General features: G+C 45.8%; 17 protein-coding genes and 5 tRNA genes. 14 read left to right on the top strand and 8 right to left on the bottom strand.

Annotated elements, in window-relative coordinates:
• Window positions 1-83: 83 nt before the first annotated feature.
• On the bottom strand, window positions 84-497 hold the full coding sequence (locus tag R7Q47_RS18210; protein WP_005384252.1) for a c-type cytochrome: 414 nt from the start codon (window positions 495-497) through the stop codon (window positions 84-86).
• Window positions 498-832: 335 nt separating this feature from the next.
• Here R7Q47_RS18210 and R7Q47_RS18215 point away from each other — a divergent pair.
• From R7Q47_RS18215 to R7Q47_RS18235, 5 genes are all read left to right on the top strand, one after another.
• A tRNA-Arg gene (locus tag R7Q47_RS18215) sits at window positions 833-909 on the top strand.
• Between the two features lie 33 nt (window positions 910-942).
• Window positions 943-1,018, top strand: a tRNA-His gene (locus R7Q47_RS18220).
• Between the two features lie 69 nt (window positions 1,019-1,087).
• Window positions 1,088-1,164: transfer RNA gene (locus R7Q47_RS18225), tRNA-Pro, on the top strand.
• A gap of 48 nt (window positions 1,165-1,212) precedes the next feature.
• Window positions 1,213-1,288 (top strand) — tRNA-His (locus R7Q47_RS18230).
• A gap of 64 nt (window positions 1,289-1,352) precedes the next feature.
• Window positions 1,353-1,429 (top strand) — tRNA-Pro (locus tag R7Q47_RS18235).
• 338 nt (window positions 1,430-1,767) lie between these two features.
• On the opposite strand, the gene R7Q47_RS18240 is transcribed toward R7Q47_RS18235, so the two are convergent.
• Window positions 1,768-2,493, bottom strand: coding sequence for an HAD family hydrolase (locus R7Q47_RS18240; protein ID WP_005379107.1), 726 nt, complete (start codon window positions 2,491-2,493; stop codon window positions 1,768-1,770).
• 661 nt (window positions 2,494-3,154) lie between these two features.
• Here R7Q47_RS18240 and R7Q47_RS18245 point away from each other — a divergent pair.
• From R7Q47_RS18245 to R7Q47_RS18265, 5 genes are all read left to right on the top strand, one after another.
• On the top strand, window positions 3,155-4,870 hold the full coding sequence (locus R7Q47_RS18245) for a dipeptide ABC transporter ATP-binding protein (protein ID WP_005379108.1): 1,716 nt from the start codon (window positions 3,155-3,157) through the stop codon (window positions 4,868-4,870).
• A 92-nt stretch (window positions 4,871-4,962) separates the two neighbouring features.
• Window positions 4,963-6,516, top strand: a complete 1,554-nt coding sequence (locus R7Q47_RS18250; protein WP_248487173.1) for an ABC transporter substrate-binding protein — start codon at window positions 4,963-4,965, stop codon at window positions 6,514-6,516.
• Window positions 6,517-6,662: 146 nt separating this feature from the next.
• A complete protein-coding gene (locus tag R7Q47_RS18255; protein WP_020196664.1) occupies window positions 6,663-7,640 on the top strand; it encodes an ABC transporter permease in 978 nt (325 codons plus the stop codon).
• A gap of 2 nt (window positions 7,641-7,642) precedes the next feature.
• Complete coding sequence (locus R7Q47_RS18260; protein WP_248487175.1) at window positions 7,643-8,599, top strand: ABC transporter permease; 957 nt, start codon at window positions 7,643-7,645, stop codon at window positions 8,597-8,599.
• Between the two features lie 157 nt (window positions 8,600-8,756).
• A complete protein-coding gene (locus R7Q47_RS18265) occupies window positions 8,757-9,770 on the top strand; it encodes an SPOR domain-containing protein (RefSeq protein ID WP_053307264.1) in 1,014 nt (337 codons plus the stop codon).
• A 75-nt stretch (window positions 9,771-9,845) separates the two neighbouring features.
• On the opposite strand, the gene R7Q47_RS18270 is transcribed toward R7Q47_RS18265, so the two are convergent.
• From R7Q47_RS18270 to R7Q47_RS18295, 6 genes are all read right to left on the bottom strand, one after another.
• Window positions 9,846-9,989, bottom strand: a complete 144-nt coding sequence (locus R7Q47_RS18270) for a hypothetical protein (protein ID WP_155486777.1) — start codon at window positions 9,987-9,989, stop codon at window positions 9,846-9,848.
• Window positions 9,979-12,300, bottom strand: a complete 2,322-nt coding sequence (locus tag R7Q47_RS18275; protein WP_053349775.1) for a hypothetical protein — start codon at window positions 12,298-12,300, stop codon at window positions 9,979-9,981. Before R7Q47_RS18275 ends, R7Q47_RS18270 begins: the two co-directional genes overlap by 11 nt.
• Window positions 12,301-12,562: 262 nt before the next feature.
• Entirely contained in the window at window positions 12,563-14,122 is a 1,560-nt protein-coding gene (locus tag R7Q47_RS18280; RefSeq protein WP_318089302.1) for a hypothetical protein, read from the bottom strand.
• 2 nt (window positions 14,123-14,124) lie between these two features.
• Window positions 14,125-14,697: a sigma-70 family RNA polymerase sigma factor gene (locus R7Q47_RS18285; RefSeq protein ID WP_104979902.1), complete on the bottom strand. Its 573-nt coding sequence runs from the start codon at window positions 14,695-14,697 to the stop codon at window positions 14,125-14,127.
• Between the two features lie 2 nt (window positions 14,698-14,699).
• Entirely contained in the window at window positions 14,700-16,172 is a 1,473-nt protein-coding gene (locus tag R7Q47_RS18290; RefSeq protein WP_248487177.1) for a chromosome partitioning protein ParA, read from the bottom strand.
• A 13-nt stretch (window positions 16,173-16,185) separates the two neighbouring features.
• Window positions 16,186-17,538 (bottom strand): serine/threonine-protein kinase, encoded by a 1,353-nt coding sequence (locus tag R7Q47_RS18295; RefSeq protein ID WP_005384231.1) that lies wholly within the window; start codon window positions 17,536-17,538, stop codon window positions 16,186-16,188.
• A 219-nt stretch (window positions 17,539-17,757) separates the two neighbouring features.
• Here R7Q47_RS18295 and R7Q47_RS18300 point away from each other — a divergent pair, with 219 nt between their 5' ends.
• The 4 genes from R7Q47_RS18300 (at window position 17,758) to R7Q47_RS18315 (ending at window position 20,754) form a co-directional block, all read left to right on the top strand.
• Window positions 17,758-18,765, top strand: coding sequence for a substrate-binding domain-containing protein (locus R7Q47_RS18300; RefSeq protein ID WP_017636149.1), 1,008 nt, complete (start codon window positions 17,758-17,760; stop codon window positions 18,763-18,765).
• A 55-nt stretch (window positions 18,766-18,820) separates the two neighbouring features.
• Window positions 18,821-19,756 (top strand): LysR family transcriptional regulator, encoded by a 936-nt coding sequence (locus R7Q47_RS18305; protein WP_005379132.1) that lies wholly within the window; start codon window positions 18,821-18,823, stop codon window positions 19,754-19,756.
• Window positions 19,757-20,023: 267 nt separating this feature from the next.
• On the top strand, window positions 20,024-20,428 hold the full coding sequence (locus tag R7Q47_RS18310; RefSeq protein WP_005379135.1) for an SMR family transporter: 405 nt from the start codon (window positions 20,024-20,026) through the stop codon (window positions 20,426-20,428).
• The gene (locus R7Q47_RS18315; RefSeq protein WP_031780884.1) at window positions 20,425-20,754 is read left to right on the top strand and encodes an SMR family transporter; all 330 of its coding nucleotides are present in this window, start codon (window positions 20,425-20,427) and stop codon (window positions 20,752-20,754) included. Before R7Q47_RS18310 ends, R7Q47_RS18315 begins: the two co-directional genes overlap by 4 nt.
• The last annotated feature ends 121 nt before the right edge of the window (window positions 20,755-20,875 follow it).

The following is a 20,875-nucleotide window of genomic DNA, read 5'->3' on the forward strand; positions in this document are numbered from 1 at the left end:
TTAAAATACAAAACGCCCGATGAAGTACATCGAGCGTTTTAGTTAAAAAGTGTCAACCCATATCAGGACGGGTCAGTCTTTACTTATAGACCTTCAATCATGTGGTCAATTGCTGCGATGATTTCATCGTCAGAACAGTCCATACAGGTTCCTTTGGCTGGCATCGCATTGAAGCCTTCTAATGCGTGCTTCACTAACGTATCTTTGCCTTGTGCAATACGTGGTGCCCAATCATCGGCATTACCTGTTTTAGGTGCGCCGTTTACACCAGATGCGTGACAAGCAATACAAAAAGTACCATAAACTGTGGCGCCATCACGTGGACCGGTTGGTTCTTCTTTCACTGGCTCAGAACCTGCTAGATAAACATCACCGACAGGTTGGATGCGTTCTGCGATCGCATCGTATTCAGTTTGGCTGATGTCAGAAGCTAAAGCTGCCGTAGAAAACGTTAAGGCAGCGAACAAAACGCTAATCATTTGTCGAGACATATCCATTAAACCCACTTCACATTCCCGAGGTAAGTGACTTACCTATTTATATAGTTAGAGTATTAATGCCGAGCAGAGAAATCATTAAATTCCACTGAATGGCATAGAATGATTAGACAACTTGGTTGCAGCTGTTAAATCAATGTAAATAATGGGTGATTATATCCCGATAACTTGTTGCAATAAACAACAAGTTATCCATGACAGGGCGTGAATCACATCAAAAATCCACTTTAACGGAAGATAACTGTCGAAAAAGAGACCAAACGATAAAAAAAGTAAAAAAAGTACTAGACGGCATAGTGTGATATCCGTATTATTCCACTCCGCCGATAGGGCATGCGCCCGTAGCTCAGTTGGATAGAGCGTTGGCCTCCGGAGCCAAAGGTCGAAGGTTCGAATCCTTTCGGGCGTACCATTGCCTCGGAGGATACATCGGTAAAAATCAGTGGTGGCTATAGCTCAGTTGGTAGAGCCCCGGATTGTGATTCCGGTTGTCGCGAGTTCAAGTCTCGTTAGCCACCCCATTCTTTCTTTTTTAGATTGAATGCGGTAGCATTGATCCCAATCTTGATTCAATCAAGATAAAACATCGTCGGTGAATAGCGCAGCTTGGTAGCGCATCTGGTTTGGGACCAGAGGGTCGGGGGTTCGAATCCCTCTTCACCGACCACTATTTAGTTTATGGCTCGAATAGAGCGGTAAACAGCAAAAATTGATGGTGGCTATAGCTCAGTTGGTAGAGCCCTGGATTGTGATTCCGGTGGTCGCGAGTTCGAATCTCGTTAGCCACCCCATTAATTAAGGTGACTTCTTAGTTGAAGTGTCCTGTCTGATTTGAGAAAATCAGTAAATACAGTTCGGTGAATAGCGCAGCTTGGTAGCGCATCTGGTTTGGGACCAGAGGGTCGGGGGTTCGAATCCCTCTTCACCGACCACTATTAGAAAGCCTGCTTTTTAGCAGGCTTTCGTCATTTTAGAGTTTATGATCTCGCTTGGACTGTATTAGTCGGTAATGTATCAATGGATTTGAACCCAAGTGGGGTTCGCCTGAAGTTAGAATTCGGCTCTTCACCGACCGCTATTTAGAGCCTCAGTCGAAAGACTGGGGCTTTTTTGCATCTCTCCTGAAAAGAATCGGCATTCCATTTCAATTTTCCCCAAAAGTGTACAGCTCTAGGGGCTTTTGACCACCTATGATCCAAATGCTTTTCGAGCTGACAAAATAAACCCCAGAGCAGTGTCTGGGGTTTTGTAGTTTTCTAATCCGCTGCTTTTATTGGGCGAGTGTTTTAAGGATTTCTTTCAGTTCTACCGTTTCTTGGATTTCAAAACTTGGCGTTATATCCGTTGAGTTACTTGCGCCTGTCGCATTCACCCACACACTCAAAATACCCATATTGTTAGCGCCAGCAATGTCAGCAGGTAAAGAGTCGCCCACGTGTAGAGCCTCTTCTGGTTTTACTTCGACCAAGTCGAGCGCTTTTTGGAAAATACTTGTAGCAGGTTTCTCTTCTGGCTCTTCTCCTCCCACAATAATATGGTCCACCCAGTTGCTCATTTGTGTCGCGTTTAATTTAGGGTGTTGAGAAAAAATCGGACCGTTAGTGATCACGACGAGTTTGTAATGTTGACGAAGGTCGCTGAGCATTTCTTTTACACCAGGGAAGAAGGTGAACGCGCCCATACGTGCAGAGTCAAAGTAGTCTTGAGCTTGTTGAGCCTCTTTTGCAGTGATGCTGACGCCTTGCTCCGCCAAGATGTTTTGGATCAGGCCACAACGGAAGGCATTTTCATCGGGTAGCAGAGCCACAAGGTGAGGGAACTCAGCATTCAGCTTTTTGTATACACCCTGTAAGTAGCGCTGCAAAAACGCTTTTGGCTCGGTAACTTGTGGGTAGGTCTTATGAATCCAAGTTGTAAACGCTTGTCCTGCAACTTTATCGGCTTGTGACGTTGCACATAAAGTCTCGTCCATATCAAAAAAAATCGCTTTAAGCACAGGGGCTCCTTTTATTTACGGCTTGGCTTTGACACTGTTCATCTATTATCCCACTCTCAATTGTGTCGTAAAGGGTTAAAACCGGCGAGTTTTCTTATGACGTACGAATGAGGATAGCGGTACTTTCCTTTGCTTAGTCAATAAACCGCTTAAGTGGCGCATAATCTGCGTTGGAGCAGGATTTGTGTGGTTTTGCTGTTTTGTTCACGTTTTGACCTATCCTTTCTCTTCCTAAGTTTGGCTTTTTGTATTTGCCGACTATTTTATTAATAGTTTTTTATGTTGAAAAAACACTTTTTGCATATGATATTGTTTGTTAAATGTTAATAAATGCACATGAATAATATGGTTAATGATCTTGTTTAGCTCATGTTTACTTTTAGAGCATTTTTCTAGTTTTATTGGTGCATGACGCACAAAAATAGTGTGATATGAAAATGGTTAAATACTTGTTAATGCATTTTTATTCGCTAATTGTGCGTTTATTTAATGTTTTTTCGGCGGAATATACTTTAATTGTTGCTTTTTTGTGTGATTTTTGCCAAATTATTTCCGCATTAAGATTTCAGAGTATTATTCTGAATTTGAACGGATTCATTCAGGTGATGAATGGTGCCTTTGGCATGATTCGATACCACAGACAAGGCAGTAGAGGTCTGAAATGTCACTATTAGAAGTGAAAAACCTTCGTATTGAATACCCATCCCGACACGGCGTTCACGCTGCCGTGAAGTCACTTTCTTTTCATATTGAACGTGGTGAAATCGTGGGTGTTGTTGGCGAATCAGGTGCGGGTAAATCCACCGTTGGTAACGCTGTTATCGATTTGCTTAGTCCCCCAGGTCGCGTTGCTAGCGGTGATGTATTCTTGGATGGAGAAAAAATTTCTGGCCTATCACCAGAAGCGATGCGTAAGGTTCGCGGCTCGAAAATAGGTTTTATTTTCCAAGATCCGATGACCTCGCTCAATCCACTTTTTACTGTTGAGCAACAGCTGAAAGAGACGATCCACGCTAACATGAAGGTCTCTGATGAAGAGGCGTATCAGCGCGCGCTTTCTCTTATGCAGCAGGTTGGTATTCCGCAACCAGAAAACCGCTTAAAACAGTACCCGCACCAATTCTCTGGTGGTATGCGTCAGCGTGTTGTCATTGCTATTGCTTTAGCTGGTGAGCCTGATCTCATCATCGCGGACGAACCAACTACGGCGTTAGACGTTTCTATCCAAGACCAAATCCTCAACTTGATCCGCGAGCTGTGTATCAAGAACAATGTCGGCTGTATGTTGGTTACTCACGATATGGGTGTCGTCTCCAACGTCACCGATCGCGTGGCGGTAATGTATCGTGGTGACTTGGTGGAGTTTGGACCAACAGCCAAAGTATTGGGCGATCCTGATCACTCTTACACTCGCAGTCTAATTTCAGCGGTACCACGTTCAGACAGAAAGCTAGATCGTTTCCCGTTAGTAAGCTATATCGAAGAAGCGGCGGAAATGGAGCCACTCGATATCAAGAACCACTGGTTAGGACAAAGCCAAGATGAGCGTGAGTACACTGGCCCGCTTTTGGACGTGAAGAACGTCAATCTTCGCTTTGTGACCAAAGACTCTTTGTTCGAGAGCCGCCGAGAATACGTGCAAGCATCTAATAATGTGAGCTTTGAAGTGCACGAAGGCGAAACCTTTGGTTTGGTGGGCGAGTCTGGTTCAGGTAAATCGACCATTGCACGTGTGATTGCTGGTTTATACCAACCTAACTCTGGTCAGGTGAAATTCGAGGGCATTGACCTGACCGCTTTAACCTCTGAGAAAGAGCGCCGCCCGATGCGTCGTCAAATGCAGATGGTGTTCCAAAACCCATATACTTCAATGAACCCTCGTATGAAGGTATTCGATATTATTGCTGAGCCAATCCGTTTCCATAAATTGACGAAAAACGAGTCGGAAACTCGCCAAATCGTGAATGACTTATTGGATCATGTTGGTTTGGGTCGAATGGCTGGGCTTAAGTACCCTCATGAATTCTCCGGTGGTCAGCGTCAGCGTATTTCTATTGCGCGTGCGTTGGCGACTCGTCCTCGACTTTTGATTTGTGATGAACCGACCTCAGCACTGGACGTATCGGTACAGGCACAAATTCTAAACTTGCTGAAAGATCTGCAAAGTGAGCTGAACTTGACTATGTTGTTTATCAGCCACGATTTACCTGTTATTCGTCAGATGTGTGACCGAGTAGGTGTGATGCAAATGGGTACACTTTTAGAAGTGGCACCAACAGAACAGTTATTCACGGCACCTCAACACGAATACAGCAAAAAATTGATTTCTCTGATGCCGGAGTTTACTGGCTTGCGAGAAGAGATCGAAACGGCATAAACCAAGCAATTCGCTTGGCTAACCTTTAGTCATAACAAAGACGCAAACACAACAACAAGGGATCCGTATCCCCGCATGAAGGAGTTATGCAAATGAAAACCATGAAAAGCAAATTAGCAGTGGCGCTAATGGCTGCGGGCCTAAGCTTTAACGCAATGGCAGCAGATATCAAAGTTGGCTATGCAGCTGACCCAGTATCGCTTGACCCACATGAGCAGCTATCAGGTGGCACACTGCAAATGTCACACATGGTATTTGATCCGTTGGTTCGCTTTACTCAAAAAATGGATTTCGAGCCTCGCCTAGCGGAAAGCTGGGAACGTATTAACGATACGACTGTTCGTTTCAAACTGCGTGAAGGTGTGAAATTCCATTCTGGCAATACTCTAACGGCTGACGACGTCGTGTGGACGTTCCAGCGTTTACAAAGCTCTCCTGACTTTAAAAACATCTTCGACCCGTACGAGAAAATCGTCAAAGTTGACGACAACACGTTCGATCTTGTAACTAAAGGTCCTTACCCACTAGTGCTGCAAACCGCAACGTACATTTTCCCAATGGACAGCAAGTTCTACACTGGCAAAACTGCGGACGGCAAAGATAAGTCTGAGCTAGTGAAGCACGGTAATTCATTCGCATCGACTAACGTTTCTGGCACGGGTCCATTCATTGTGACTTCTCGTGAACAGGGCGTAAAAGTGGAATTTGAACGCTTTAAAGATTACTGGGACAAAGAGTCGAAAGGTAACGTTGATAAGCTAACGCTTGTGCCAATTAAAGAAGACGCAACTCGTGTAGCAGCGCTGCTTTCTGGCGGTGTTGACATGATTCACCCTGTAGCGCCAAACGACCACAAACGCGTTGAAGATGCTGACGGCATCGACCTAGTTACGCTACCTGGTACTCGTATCATCACGTTCCAACTAAACCAAAACAGCAACGAAGCACTGAAAGACGTTCGCGTTCGCCAAGCGATTGTTCACGCAATCAATAACGAAGGCATCGTGAAGAAAATCATGAAAGGCTTCGCAACGGCGGCTGGTCAGCAAAGCCCTGCAGGTTACGTAGGTCACGATGACAAACTGGTTCCTCGCTACGATCTGAAGAAAGCGAAAGAACTGATGAAAGAAGCGGGTTACGAAGATGGCCTAACGCTAACGATGATCGCGCCAAACAACCGTTACGTGAACGATGCGAAAGTCGCGCAAGCTGCGGCGGCAATGCTGTCTAAGATCGGCATCAAGGTTGATCTGAAGACGATGCCAAAAGCGCAATACTGGCCAGAGTTCGACAAGTGTGCGGCAGACATGCTGATGATCGGTTGGCACTCAGATACGGAAGATTCAGCGAACTTCAACGAGTTCCTAACTATGACTCGTAACGAAGATACTGGCCGTGGTCAGTACAACTGTGGTTACTACTCAAACCCAGAAATGGACAAAGTAGTTGAAGCTGCGAACGTAGAAACGGATCCAGCGAAACGTGCAGAAATGCTGAAAGGTGTAGAAGCAACGCTATACAACGACGCAGCATTCGTACCGCTACACTGGCAAAGTGAAGCGTGGGGCGCGAAGTCTAACGTGAAAGCGGCAGACATCGTTAACCCAATGGTAATGCCTTACTTCGGTGACCTAGTGGTTGAATAATCACGGTTAGTCGATTTTGAGGAGGGATGGATGTCCCTCCTCAACTTAAAGCACTCGACTCAGTTTTGTTTCAGTCGGACTGAGTTGGTTTTACAGACTGAATTTTCTCTCTGAATAGAGATCTATGGATAGTTAAGGGGCAAGGAATGTTTTCGTTTCTGGTCAAGCGCCTGTTTCAGGCACTGATAGTGATGTTTGTGATCAGTTTGGTGGCGTTTGCCATTCAGGATAACCTGGGTGACCCGCTGCGTGAGCTTGTAGGTCAGTCGGTTTCAGAAGCGGAGCGTCAAGCGCTACGTGACGAACTGGGCCTGAACGATCCCTTTATCACAAAGTACACTCGTTTTGTGGGCAATGCGCTACAAGGTGATTTAGGTACATCTTACTTCTTCAAGCGACCTGCGGTTGAGGTGATTCTCGATAAGCTGGTGGCAACGCTAGAGCTCGTGTTTGGTGCGACGCTCATCATTATTGTTTTCTCTATACCACTTGGGGTGTATTCCGCGATCCACCCGAAGAGCATCTTTACTAAATTCGTTATGGCGATGAGTAGTGTTGGTATCTCGATTCCGGTGTTCTTAACCGCAATCATGCTGATGTACGTCTTCTCCATAGAACTCGGTTGGCTCCCTTCCTACGGACGGGGCGAGACCGCTAATGTGCTCGGTTGGGAATCTGGCTTCTTTACCATTGATGGTATCAAGCACCTTATCCTGCCGTGTATTGCGCTAGCGTCTATCATGCTGCCGTTGTTCATCCGTCTGGTACGTTCAGAAATGCTGGAAGTACTGAGCTCGGAATACATTAAGTTCGCCAAAGCAAAAGGCCTGAACTTACAAAAGATTTATTACCAACATGCACTTAAGAACACCATGCTACCTGTATTGACGGTCGGTGGTGTGCAGATTGGTACTATGGTGGCTTACACCATTCTTACTGAAACCGTGTTCCAATGGCCGGGCACTGGCTTCCTTTTCCTAGAGGCAATCAACCGTGTAGATACACCGCTGATCACTGCCTACGTTATCTTTGTTGGTCTGATCTTCGTGGTAACCAATACCATCGTTGACTTGCTGTACGGCATCATCAACCCAACTGTGAACTTAACCGGAAAAGGAGCTTAATCATGAGCCAATCAAATGTAACACCAGCTCCTGCAGCCGCACCGTCAGCGTGGCAGCGTTTCAAAGAGTCGGATTTCTTGTATTACTTCAAGCGCGACAAAGTTGCGATGGCAAGTTTTACCGTCTTTATGATGTTCTTAGTGTTGGCGTTGGCTGCGCCAATTCTGGCACCGACAGATCCTTATGATCTCACGTCCATCGACATCATGGATTCTGAGTTGCCACCATCTTGGATGGAAGATGGCGATGAACGTTTTGTGTTAGGTACCGATGAGCAAGGCCGCGATATTTTATCGACCATTCTTTACGGCTCTCGCTTGTCTTTGACGATCGGCTTTTTAGCCGTCGGTCTTCAGTTGGTACTGGGCATTATCATTGGCTTGTCTGCAGGTTACTTCGGCGGCCGTATCGATAGCTTCTTGATGCGCTTTGCGGATGTTCAACTATCGTTCTCAACCATGATGGTGGCGATCATCGTATCGGCCATTTTCAAAGCCAGCTTTGGCAGCGATTTTTACAGCCAATACGCGGTGGTGATGCTGGTGGTGATCATCGGTGTGGCTGAATGGCCGCAATACGCACGGACTATTCGTGCCTCGGTATTGGCAGAGAAGAAGAAAGAATACGTCGAAGCGGCACGTGTGATGGGCTTTAAAGCTCCGCGAATCATGTTCCGTCACATTCTGCCGAACTGTCTATCGCCAATCTTGGTTATCTCGACGGTACAGGTAGCGAACGCGATCATGTCGGAAGCGGCACTGTCATTCCTAGGTTTGGGTCTTCCTGTTGATCAGCCGTCACTAGGTGCGCTGATCAGCATCGGCTTTAACTACATCTTCTCAGGTGCGTGGTGGATTACTGCCTTCCCAGGCATCGTGTTGGTTACACTGGTTCTGGTTATCAACTTATTGGGTGACTGGTTACGAGATGTATTCAACCCGAAACTGTACAAAGGTTAAGAATTTTCCCGCCAAGCGTTGTAAATTCGCTTAATTCCTTCCTAAACTGAGAGCCGGATGCAAATTCCGGCTCTTTTTTTGCTAGTTATTCTTTGTTCACATTTTTTTGGCGCTTTGCCGCCATAATGACCTTACCCACTAATTTAGAGTGAAGTGTATGGAAATGAAGAAGGCCCAACGCCCATCTAACGTCTTCCAAGCAAGCCTGGCTTTGGGTTTGTTGCTGGTATGCGCCCAGTTTTCTAATCCAGTTGAGGCGGAGGAGTTCCTTTGCCAAGCCACTCAAGCCAGCGAGAAAGAATTACCGATGCTTGAGAAAACGTGCCCAATTGGTAACGGAGTATGGGGAAAGAAAGTGCCGCAGGGGGGCAACTACCTTTACTGGATTCAATGCGGATTGCTACCCAAGCCTATGTCTCTCGCGAAAGCTAAGCCTCTCTATAGTAAAATCACGACTGACGTATGGATGAAGCCTGAATCCAAAGGCTATCGCTGTTTGATTGGACCTTACAAGGCATTGTCTGATGCGAGGGATGACTTACGAGGAGTCAAAACCTTGTCGAATTACAAAGAGGCGTTCATCCGCGTGGTTGGAAAAGAGAGTAAACAGTCTACGACACCATCTAAACCCGCTGTGCCGTCGAAATCAGCCGCATCTTCGGTTAAGCCAACACCGACGGTGACCCCGAAACCCGCGCCAGTTCCTGCCGTGCGAGCTGATACCGACGCCTTTAAAGCTCCGGAAGAGAAGTCAAAGACCAAGGTAAAAAATACACGTGATAATTCTTCGTCCAAGCCTGTTGCTAAGACCAAAGCGAAGCCAGTTGTGAGCGGGAATGATGACATTGAAGTTCGGTTGAGAACCTCCTTACAAGGCAAAACGTACGTGGTCCCATATTTACTCGATCACCATAATCAGTTTTACATGGAACATGGTAAGCCGTGGAACCGCCTCAACTACGAAAACTCGCACAAAGTATGTCAGCAACTGGGTATGAGCTTAGCCAACCCTGCAGAGTTTAAAGCGCTGAGGGCGTCTGGGGTGATGGAAAAAAATCAATGGCCACTGCAACTGCCGTATTGGGGCAAAGATAAGAAAGGTTTGTTCGCCGATCGTGAGCCCAATCAGCTCACCGGGACCTCATTATTGAACGTGGTGTGCGTGAAATAACGACTCAGATATTGCGGTCAAAATATAGAAGAAAGCCCCGAGTTCGGGGCTTTTTTGCGGTCTCAAATATTATCGCTATTTGAGTGGCGTTTCTTTGTGACAGTTAGAGCAGATATACACTTCTTTGATGCCGACCAATCGTTCCCAAAATGTTCTGCGTCTTCTACGCAAATGCACGCTATCACAGCAAGGGTTAACGATGGTTGCTTTAGTCATCATCACCAGGCTCCAAAATCGGTAGTGAACTCGCGATGCTTGTCATGGCTTCTTTGCTGTTAGAGTAAAGACCATATTCCGGTGCGGATTCATGACCGTTTTGTTCTTTACTCCAACGAATACCAATATAAAAGTCACCAAAATCGCGGTTGATGTAACGATGACGAGTTTTGTAATCTGACTCTGAGCCTGTTTCTTCTAGAATCAGCAGTTCACGGTCTTCATCATTCTGGATTTCCCAATTACCTGGAGTTTGGAATCCTGTTGGCATGAACGAAGTGTAGTTGTAAGTATCAGTGTCGTATTCGTACGCACCTGACGAGTATTTCAGGACTGTGTCGTCGCCTGTGCCATTACTTTCTACCATCAAGTCATGCTCTACCGTGCCGTGTTTGATGTGTTCTGCAACCGAAAGTGATTCTGCAAATGGGGTATTGCTTGAGTCCATCCAGAACAGCTCATCATCTGATATTTTAACGATCATTTGAGTGCCGTTATGCTCGGTTTTGTGCTGGTACAACATTTCATACTCGTCGCCGTAGCTGTTGTATAGCTTACCGTCTTTCAGCTCAACGTCGTTACAGTCTTTATTGTTGTATTCTGTGTAACCAGTTTGTTGGTCCAGATCGGCAAGAATGGCGTAAGCATCGTGTTCCCATGTGTCTTTTAGGAAGTCACTGATGTTCGCTTTGTACTCTTGATTCATCTCATCGTGGTTTGAACCCCAGCAGAATAGTAGGCCTTCAGAATCTTGCATCAACATGGCGTAGCCAATTTCACCATCTTTCTGTGCAAAGCTACCCATTTTCCATTCTTGACCGTTGAAGTGCTCGTGAGTGAAGCCCAAAGTCGGTACTACTGGTGGTGGCGTGACGCCTTCGATAACCGTTGGCATGCTGAGCGCAATTTGTACCGCGGTATGGCCATCTGTTGCGCTAATCGCAAGTACTGCTCCAGCTTCACCTGCTTTTGTTGGTGTGCCTTTAATGGTGATAATTGCATTACCATCCTCAGATACTGTTAGACCTTCAATGTCTACATAGTCCGCTGAGTAGTCGGTAATTTGACCGTCTTTATCTTGGAACAAACCAGAAATATCGAGTGTTTGTTCAAACACTTCACCTTGTTGTAGGTACCAACCATCAACGATGGACTGCAGACGCGCTTGTTCTGTTTCTACAACCATTGGTGGTAAGTTTGCCGATTCGATTTCGAACTGAAATACGGTGCTTACCGTACCCAAAACCTTACCTGACGAATCAATGTCTTGCGCCGTTAGAACAATCTCAAAATCACCAGCTTTCTCTACGATTGCAGTTGGATGTAGAACAATCAGGTTGCCAGTTTGCACAACTTCAATGCCTGTGCCTGCAAAGTTGTGCGTCAGTTTGGTTGTCACAAGGTTTTGGTCTTTGTCTGCAAATAGACCTTCAATGTCTAGCTCTAAGCCATCAAAGTCCACGCCTTGTACGATTTTTGGTAGTTTTTCTAGCTTATCTTTAGCTGCCTTTTCGACGATTTTGTTTACGGTTAGCTTGTTATTAACTGCCGTTTCAGGTGCTAAGGTGTCGCTGTCTGGGGTCGCGTCAGTGATGATTGGACGTAGATTTGGGTCATTGATGTTTTCGCCAGATGCAACAAGACGTTCCACTTCTTGGTTTGCCGCTTGAGCAAACTCCGTGGCTTTTTTCTCGTAGTTCGTTGGGTTTTGTGCTTTCGAGTCGGTCAGAATCTGAGCGGTTTTATGTAGTTCGGCGTTTTTTGTCGCACCTTCAACAAAATCACTGTACAGATCAATTGGTGCTTCTTCTGAGCCTCCTAGCGCTTGGTTTACTTTCGCTTTCGCATCTTCTTCACTAATGGCTGGATCTTTTGCCATTTCAATCGCCACAAGATCCGTGATAGGTGAAATCACGTTTGACGATGTTGGTGCACGGAATACGATTTCGTGCGCCATAGCTTGGCCTGGATGATCCATATCAACCGTGTATTTGCCAGCGTACTCTTTCGCATCCAAGGCGATGAGCTGTTTCTGCTTTGAACCGTTTGGTGTGATGGTCTGTAGCGCTAGAGTGCTTTCTGGTTTTGCATCCAATTTCAGTTGACCTTTCTCATCGGTCAGACCAAGGAATGTTTCTTGAGTGTCCCATTGGCCGTTGTTGTTCGTATCTTCAAAAACAACGGCATGCTTGAAGTAGCCGTCAAAACCTGTGATCACAACGCCGTCGTTAGCACTGTTTGAACCACCATCTGAACCGCCACAGCCTGTAAGAGCGATAGCCACTGACGCTGCTAGTAAACTCACCTTATTCATTATTTATTTGTCCTTGTTTCGTTTCCGAATGAGAAAGTCGCTTTTTTTATTATTTTTTTCTTTATATCTCACTAGTGAGATATAAGAGAGTGGTGTCTTTTTAATGACTATTGAGCTTAGGTTCAAGACACGAAAATCCGCACAAAACCCGTAAAATTTATTTCTATTTTTTGTCTATGATGGAAAATTTATAATTTGATCACGGTTCCAGTTTTATTTTGGGAATGATTGTTTTGTTAAAATAACCACCGGTAAAAAAGGTTTATTGGGTGTCGCTAAGGACAGGGGCGTGATAAATCATGTTGATCTTAAATTCCTCAACGCGATCAGCAAATTGAGGGTGAGGTTTAAGCACATAACTGTAGACTTCGCCTGGAATGAATATGTCGTAATCTGTGTATTCAAGGTTGTAAAACATAAATGTTCGTTGCCAGTAATCATCTGGCCATTCAGCACAATGTATTGGAGTTACGCCGTCAAAATCCATTGAGCTAGAGATAATATCGGCAAACTCTCCTCGCCCCGCTACGATAGAGCTGTACCAGTAAAATAAATAATCATGACAAAATAGGTCATGTTGATTTGATTTCATATTGAGGTCAGAGTCCAGTTTGTGCACTGGTTCGTTACCCTGAACACTTCTATCAAATATGTAGTTGCTAGCAGTCCCGTTTATGTAACCTCCTCCTGAAATTGGGAAGAGGTAGTCAAACGACGTTCCTTGATATTCGTACTCGCCAGTGTGGACATTGATGCGCTTTTCCATGGACTGCTTGTTCTTTTGCATGGTATAGCTTTCGAATTGTTTACCATCAAACACGGTGGTGAAGTAGTTCCGAGTATCTTCATGAACCTGAGATGGGTATTCTTTTTTTATGGTCCAAATTTGGCGTACACCTTGGACATAAACGATCAACGAGTCATCACTGATTTTGTACTTGCCCACTTTTTTCAAGTCTCCCTTTTCAGGACACTGGCGTTTGTTGTGTGAGGCGGCATAACTTACTTCGCCCCCCTCAAACTGAAAGGCCTCGCAATACACCACTTCATACGCGTACGCGATACCTGCAAGATTTTGTGTCGTCTCTAGGCGATAAACTACATCGCCAACTAACGAGTGTTCTGTGTCATTTTGATCTGGTGTGATAACGGGTAACTCAAAGCGCGTTGTGACCCATGCATGATCGCTATTACCGTGATAATCATCGCGCGCTGCTACCGCCAAATATGTGGTGGTTTTTATTTCCTCAGGCGCTCCTTGCACCATCATTTGTCCTTGGTTGAGGACTCTTAACCCATTGGCGTTTTCAAGCCAAATCTGAGTGGTGAGGAGATCGCCATCTGGGTCTTCAAAAAGCTGGTTAAGGTTGAGCGAATAACTCACCGGAGAGTTTTGTTTCAGCTCCCAAGCATAAATAATGGTTTGTAGCTGCTGTTCCACAGTGAGGTTGATGATGGGTTTATTATTCTCTGATGGGTCCTCTTGTGGTCGGCTGTTCTTATCACCCAATGCTGACTCGTAAAACGTGTTGTCTTCTGTGGTATGAAATGGATTCGTAACAGGGCCTGGTTGTCCTAAAAGGGCGGAGTTAAATGCGTCATCTCCCGCTTTTTTATGAGTGCGATCCAACGCAGAACCTGTCAACGCTTGCTTTACTTCAACTAAAGATGTGCGCTCATATTGACGATGTGCTTGCTGGGTTGACTTGTCGGCGTTGTCTGACGAGTCTTCCACAGATGCCAAATTGTGTTTGTTTGAAATGAAGTAAATACCGAACAAACCGACGCATACTGCGCCGATTATCCAAAGCTTTTTGTTCATGATTACGTGTGCGCCATTCGTGATTGTAGCCAACTGCGAGAGAATTTGAGGTCTTTCTCTATCAGGCTTGCGCTGCATTCGAGTAGCTCACTGATTTCTTGGTTTTTCATGCCCATTAAATACTTGAGTTTGAGTGCGCTCGATTGGCGTGGATAGCGGCTACTGAAACTATCCAGAGCTTTATCCATGATAATCAATTGCTCGAAACGATCTTCTTCATCTCTCATCAATGTAATGTGTTGACGCTTTTGTGCTTGGTGCGAGCGTGCGTTGTCGATCAAGATTTGACGCATCACTTTGGCGGCCATCAAAAAGAAATCGCGCTTTGTTTCAATTTCACTCATGTCGCAGTTGGACATTTTCAGGTAAGCATCATGAATTAATGCCGTGGTGCTGTTGACGCTGTCTGCCAGTACTTTGTTGTCGGTGCCGTACTTTTCTGCATTTCGTTCACGCTCGTGTTGGGCGATCTTACGCAACTGTAAATAAGCAAACTGATAGAGCTCGCTCTCAGCTTGTTTATCACCAGATTGCCATTGTTGAATGATTTGTGTCAGTGCTACTGCTGTTGCCATGGTTATACATCCTCGCTCACTTTGACAAATTCAGAAATGGTGTGGGTTTCAATGCGATCAGAGCCGTCTTGGTTGCGCAGAACATTTTGTTGATAGCGATATAAAATGCCTTGCTCCCAAGTTGCACCAGCTGGCAAGTATTCCCAGGTGGTGTAATTGATTTCGGATGGGGTTGTTGACCAACGTACCATGACGTTCATTTGCGCGAGTTCGGCTTTGGGGGCGCTATTGTTGACCCACCACATGTCGGAAAATTCGCGGGTAACATCTTGGGTGTACAGGCTTATATCGGTTGGGCAGGTGTCCGTATTTTGCGGCAGTCGCATGACTTGTTGATGGCGCATCAATAGGCACGATTGTGTCATGGACTGTTGGTGGTATTCGGTTTGCTGCCACACACCGAGGTAGTCAATATCGTGTTCGCTAGTATTGGGATACGTAAACCAGAGCATTTCTGTGCGGTTATTGTGTTGGATGTTTTTTTTACGCCCGAGACCTTGTACTTTTTCCATCAATAACTCGGTGCTCGGATCAAAATTGAGGGCAACGGAGCGGTACTTCCAGTCGCCTTCATCATCGAAGTCTTCGAGAGAAAAGCCATTCAAGTCGTTGCGGGTGCACCCTGTGATTGAACAACCAACGATATTAAACCAATCCGCAAACTTGCTTATCGGTTCGACGACATCTTCCGTGATAGGGCGTTTCATCGAGAGGAAGCAGCCTTGAAAATGATCGCCAATGCTTGGGTGTTCAATCAATGAGTCTTTGGTGATGGTGAATCGAGTTTCACCAATAGGAGGACGATATTTGGGATGATGCTGATAGCGTAGATCGTAAGCACAAGCGCGGCCTTGCCAATCCTTCTTTTTGATGACGATGTTTTTGAACGTCATGTCGCGAGGTTCAAAAATGATCTCATCAGAGGAAAAATTTTTTTCAATGTACTGCTGGCTTTCGTTTAGGTGCTCAATCGCCTCATTGACAGATACCCAATCGAGATTGAGGTAGCGTTTAGCGTCATCCAGGTAATTGAGATCAAGGCCTTTGAGCTGGCTTTGAAAGTGAGGATCAGAAAGCACACGGTTTGCTAGGACAATTTCCTCACGATTCTCAGGCGTGCTGTCGAGAGAAAGCAGCAGACGCGTCATATTGATGCTGCGGCTAGGTTTGGTTGTCGCCATCGTCGGCGTCAGCACTTCTTGGCTTGATAAGGTCGTCAGCAGATAACCTTTATCATCGTTACCAAGGAAGAAGCTAATTACATCACCGGGTTGGTAATGAAATGCTCCTTGTTGAGTGACGCCAGTGATATTGGAACTGGTTTTGTAATACAGGCCAGTCACTGGGGCGTCGATAAAGTAACCTTGCTTCAAGGTTGAAGCTGGTGGGTGTGAAGTGGCAGCTGAAACGTCTGCTGCCAACGTGGACGTAGCCGTCAATGCAGACAGCCAAAATACCACTGAACGTGTATACATCTTGTTTTAAGCCTTATTGGTTGGTGCTGTCCTTAGACGCACAATTTGGCTGACAACTCATTGGTGTAGTTAGGTGCTTCTCTGGCACCGGTGTCATCATCGCCAACAACATTTTTTGTTTTATATGTTTGGGGATATCTGGGTTAGAGAGTATCCGCCTTCGTGTTAACTCCATCATGGAGTTCACTGAGAGATGTTCGACATTTTGCCCCTTCGCGTGGAAGATGAGGCGAGTCATTTCGTACATCATATCTTCTGCAATCTTCTTCTCTTGTTGCAGCTGGATATTCTTTTGCATCATGGCGCTGCCAAATAACACACCAGAGAGCACAATGATGCCTGACAATACCGAAGCAAGGGGACGTCGCTGTACCAAGCGAAAGGCGCTATACAATGGCCAGTTTTTTTTCTGCTCGATTGGGCGGCGTTCGATAATTCGTTCGATATCAATGCGCAATGCTCTAGCATCGGTATATCGCATTTGAGTGGCAGGACGCGTTGCGCGTCTTATCACCCAGTAAACATCAGACCAAATTGTTGGTGATGGAAACATCAAAGCGAGAATTTTGCCCAAGGAGTACACGTCGCTTTGCTCTGTTAGAACCTGTCCTGCTTGCTGCTCTGGGCTGGCAAAATTTTGGCTAAACGCAATCAGCGCTGAGGGTGAGTCTTCTCGGTTGGAGTGCGCTTTTTGAGTCAAGTTGAAGTCAAGCAGCTTGGGACGCTTGCTACGATCAATCAGTATATTTTCTGGTTTTAGATCGGCATGCAAAACCTGGTGTTGGTGGGCGTGCTCCATCGCCTGACAGATCTGCTTAAACAGCAGCAGCTTCTCCGTTTTTTCTAGCTTATTTTCAGATAGGTACTCATCTAAAGTTTGACCAAACACCCGCTCCATCACGATGTAAACCGAATCTTGATGGAGACCGCCGTCAAACACTTTCGCGATGTAAGGATGGTTTAGACGCGCGAGAAGTTGAGCTTCATCGAAGAGTGCGCGTTGCCCTAACACATTGCTCAAATTGCTTTGAATAAACTTGATAGCCAGATCTTGCTCGAACGTTTCATCTGCACGTAGAGCGGCGTATACGACACCCATGCCACCACGCCCCAACTCATGAGTTAGGCGGTACTTACTGATGATTTCTCCGCTTAGATCGACGTCTTGGTTCGTAGCCTGATGAGCACCAAAATAAAGTAACTGCGTTAGTTGTTCTTCCGGTGTCTCGTTGGCTAAAAGAGGAACGAGTTGTCGATACAGCTCAGGTTGACTTCGTTGCAATGCTTGGAGGTATTGCTGCTTTTGGGAGTCGTCCAGATCAAGCAGGTGGTAGTAAATCTGGGTTTCGCTAGAGCCTAACTGCACTGTGACTAATGTCTTATTCTTTTAGGTACGGCATTTTATAAGAACTTTGATATAAATGTCATTTATTTATTCGGTTTTGATTCACAATCCATGAAACGCAATTTGATGGCTAGTGGAGTAATAACGTCATGATTTTGCGAATTATTTTCACTGAGCTTGTCGGCAGAGAGTCTATTCGCCATAATGTTACTTGTAACATTACTGATAAATCACATATTTATGGCTCAACAGAATAAGAAAACTCGTACGACATTGCAGGATGTCGCAGACCAGGTTGGCGTCACGAAGATGACCGTTTCACGCTATATGCGTAACCCTGAATCGGTGGCAGAAAAGACTCGGGCCAAGATTGCGACTGCGATTGAAGAGATGGGTTACATCGAAAACCGTGCACCGGCGATGTTGTCAAAGTCCTCCAGTAAAGCCATTGGTATTTTACTGCCGTCTTTGTCCAACCAAATTTTTGCTTCCTTTGTTCAGGGCATAGAGATGGTGACCAAAGCCAATGGCTATGAGACGCTTTTAGCGCATTTTAGCTACGATGAGCTTGAAGAAGAGCGCAAGATCGCGTCATTACTCTCTTATCAAGTCGATGGGCTTATTCTAACTGAAAGCCATCACACGCCGCGTACATTACAGATGATCAAAAATGCGGGCATTCCGGTGGTCGAAACCATGGAACTGCCATCGGAGCCGATTGATATGGCGGTTGGACTCGATCATGAAGATGCGTCGTACACCGTGGTTAAGCAGATGCTAGATACGGGGAAGCGTACAATCGTCTATTTTGGCGCGCGTCTGGATACGCGAACCAAATTGCGGATGCAAGGTTACGATCGCGCGATGACAGAAGCAGGGCTAGAACCCAAACATGTATTAACTGGTGATCATTCTAGTTTTTCTTTAGCGCATGATTTGCTCGAACGCGCACTGGAAACGCACCCAACGCTCGATGGGGTGTTCTGTACCAACGATGACATCGCAATTGGCACCATGCTGAGTGCGCAGCAACGTGGCATTCAAGTTCCACAGCAATTGGCAGTGGCGGGCTATAACGCGCTGGATATCGGTCAAACCATCAGCCCGAAACTGACCAGCGTTGATACGCCGCGTTTCCAAATTGGTGTAAAGAGCGCAGAGCTATTAATTGCGCGCCTGAAAGGCGAAACGCAAGAAGAAAAAGTCTTCGATATGGGTTATCAGATCACGTCGGGAGAGAGTGTTTAACTAATTGTTAACTGCTCTTTGTATTCGCTCATCAATGGTATTGGTAGGTTAGGGTATGGCACATCAGCTGGATGCATTGGATCTCAACTTAATGCGTTTATTAAAAGCCGTGGTGGAAAACCGCAGCATCAAGCTGGCCGCAATGCAGCTTGGCATTTCTCAACCGAGCGCCAGCCGCGGCGTGATGAAGTTGAAACAAGTGTTTGATGACCCGCTTTTTGTGCGTAAAGCACATGGGGTAGAGCCATCACCCATGGCGATTCGTCTCGCCGCCGAGTTCGACAATATGGTTGCACCACTGGAAAAAGTGGTGCAAGAATTTGAAGTGTTCGACCCGCTGCAATACCAAGGGCAGATTGCGATTGTAACTGACCCTTATTTGATGGATGAACAAGGGCAGCGACTGCTCACTGGTTGTCATCGAGCCTTTCCCAAAGCGCACTTTGCTTTTTCCAGCTGGAATACTTACTCGCACGATGAAATGTTAGAAGGCGAGCACGATTACTGCATTCTTGACCAAGAGACCGAGCTGTCGAAAGACATTTACATGCGCCCGTTATTCGTTGAAAAACGAGTGATTTTGGCGCGCAAAAACCACCCAACGTTGTCGAAAGTCAGCAATGATTGGGACACGGTGTCCAAACTACCACTTGTCTCTTTGCCTGCGCCTGCGTCATATAAACCGCTTTGTACCGTGGAGTCCGAGTATCGACGCATGGGTTATGAGCCAGTAGTGTTACTGAAGTCCTATAATTTGCGTTTGGCTTGCCAAATGTTGCAAGAAACCGACGCGATTATGTATGCCAGTCAAAGCTCGGCATTGTTGATGCCAGAACTCGCCTCTTACGCAATGCCACCCGTTAATCGTGAGTTTAGCCAGTTTGTTGTCTCTGGCGGTTTCCTTCAAACCAACCGCAACCATCCTTTGCACAGACACCTGCATAAAGTGGTGCGACAAACCCTCAATACGCCGCTGATTTTTACGCAGTGATGTCACTTTATGGCATAGGCTGAATGAGAGTAGATACTTTAACCTTATCAATATTGTGTGATTACATAGACAACTTACTTCTTAAGATATTCAAAAATGAATATCTCAATTACCTGTCTCTTTTTCCTACCCAGCGCTAACCTTATCTCAAATAGTCAGGAGAAGTGGCTCATTTTTATCTTTTTAACTTTTTGAATGTCGATACAGGTACGCGGCATTCACCATTCTCCGTTATGCATTTTTTTAATTTCTGATGGAGGATTAATCATGCTAGTTGCACGTCTATTTTTATTGCTCGCCATCGTTGCCGAAGTGGCTGGCACCAGCACTATGTCTCTTATCGGACAAGGGCACGGGTGGTGGGGCTACATCGTAATGTATGTGCTGATCGCAATCTCTTACTACTTTCTCGCGTTTGCCGCGAAGAAAATATCTATCGGTGTGGCATACGCTGTCTGGGAAGGGTTGGGTATCTCGTTGATCACCGTGGTGTCGATCATCGCCTTTGATGCCAACTTAAACCATCAAGAGTTGTTTGGTTTGATGTTAGCCGTTGTTGGCATTGTGTGTGTGACCTTAGGGGAATCACATGGTCAACCTAACGCCAAGAAAAATGCCGATAAACCGGCAAAAGAACGTTCATTTTCTACTAGTACAAGGTGCGAATCATGAGTCAATTTTTTACGATGTCATTTGGATTTGTCGTGATGGCTGCCTTGGTCGATATCATGGCCAATATGGCGCTGACACGCTCAAAAGGTTTTAAATATAAAGGCTGGGGCATTGCGGCGATTGTGTTGGTACTGACAGCATTCACGCTGTTGGCACAAGCGGTGAAAGAGATCGACTTAGCCATTGCTTATGCCTCTTGGGGTGCGATCGGTATCTTGGGTACCGCAGTGGGTGGAGCCTTGCTGTTTAAGCAGAAACTCAAGCCAATCGGCTGGTTTGGTATCTTTGTGGTGATTGCTGCGGTCGTAATGATGAAGACCGCTTGATGTAATTTACTGAATGCTAGATATCGTCATTCTGAGCAGCAAGAGACGAGCGTGATTCAGAATCTACCAACAAAAAGTGCAGTGGCAGAGGGGGTTTCTCTGGCTTCACAGCACGTTGATA

The organism is Vibrio sp. Vb0349 (genome assembly GCF_033338975.1).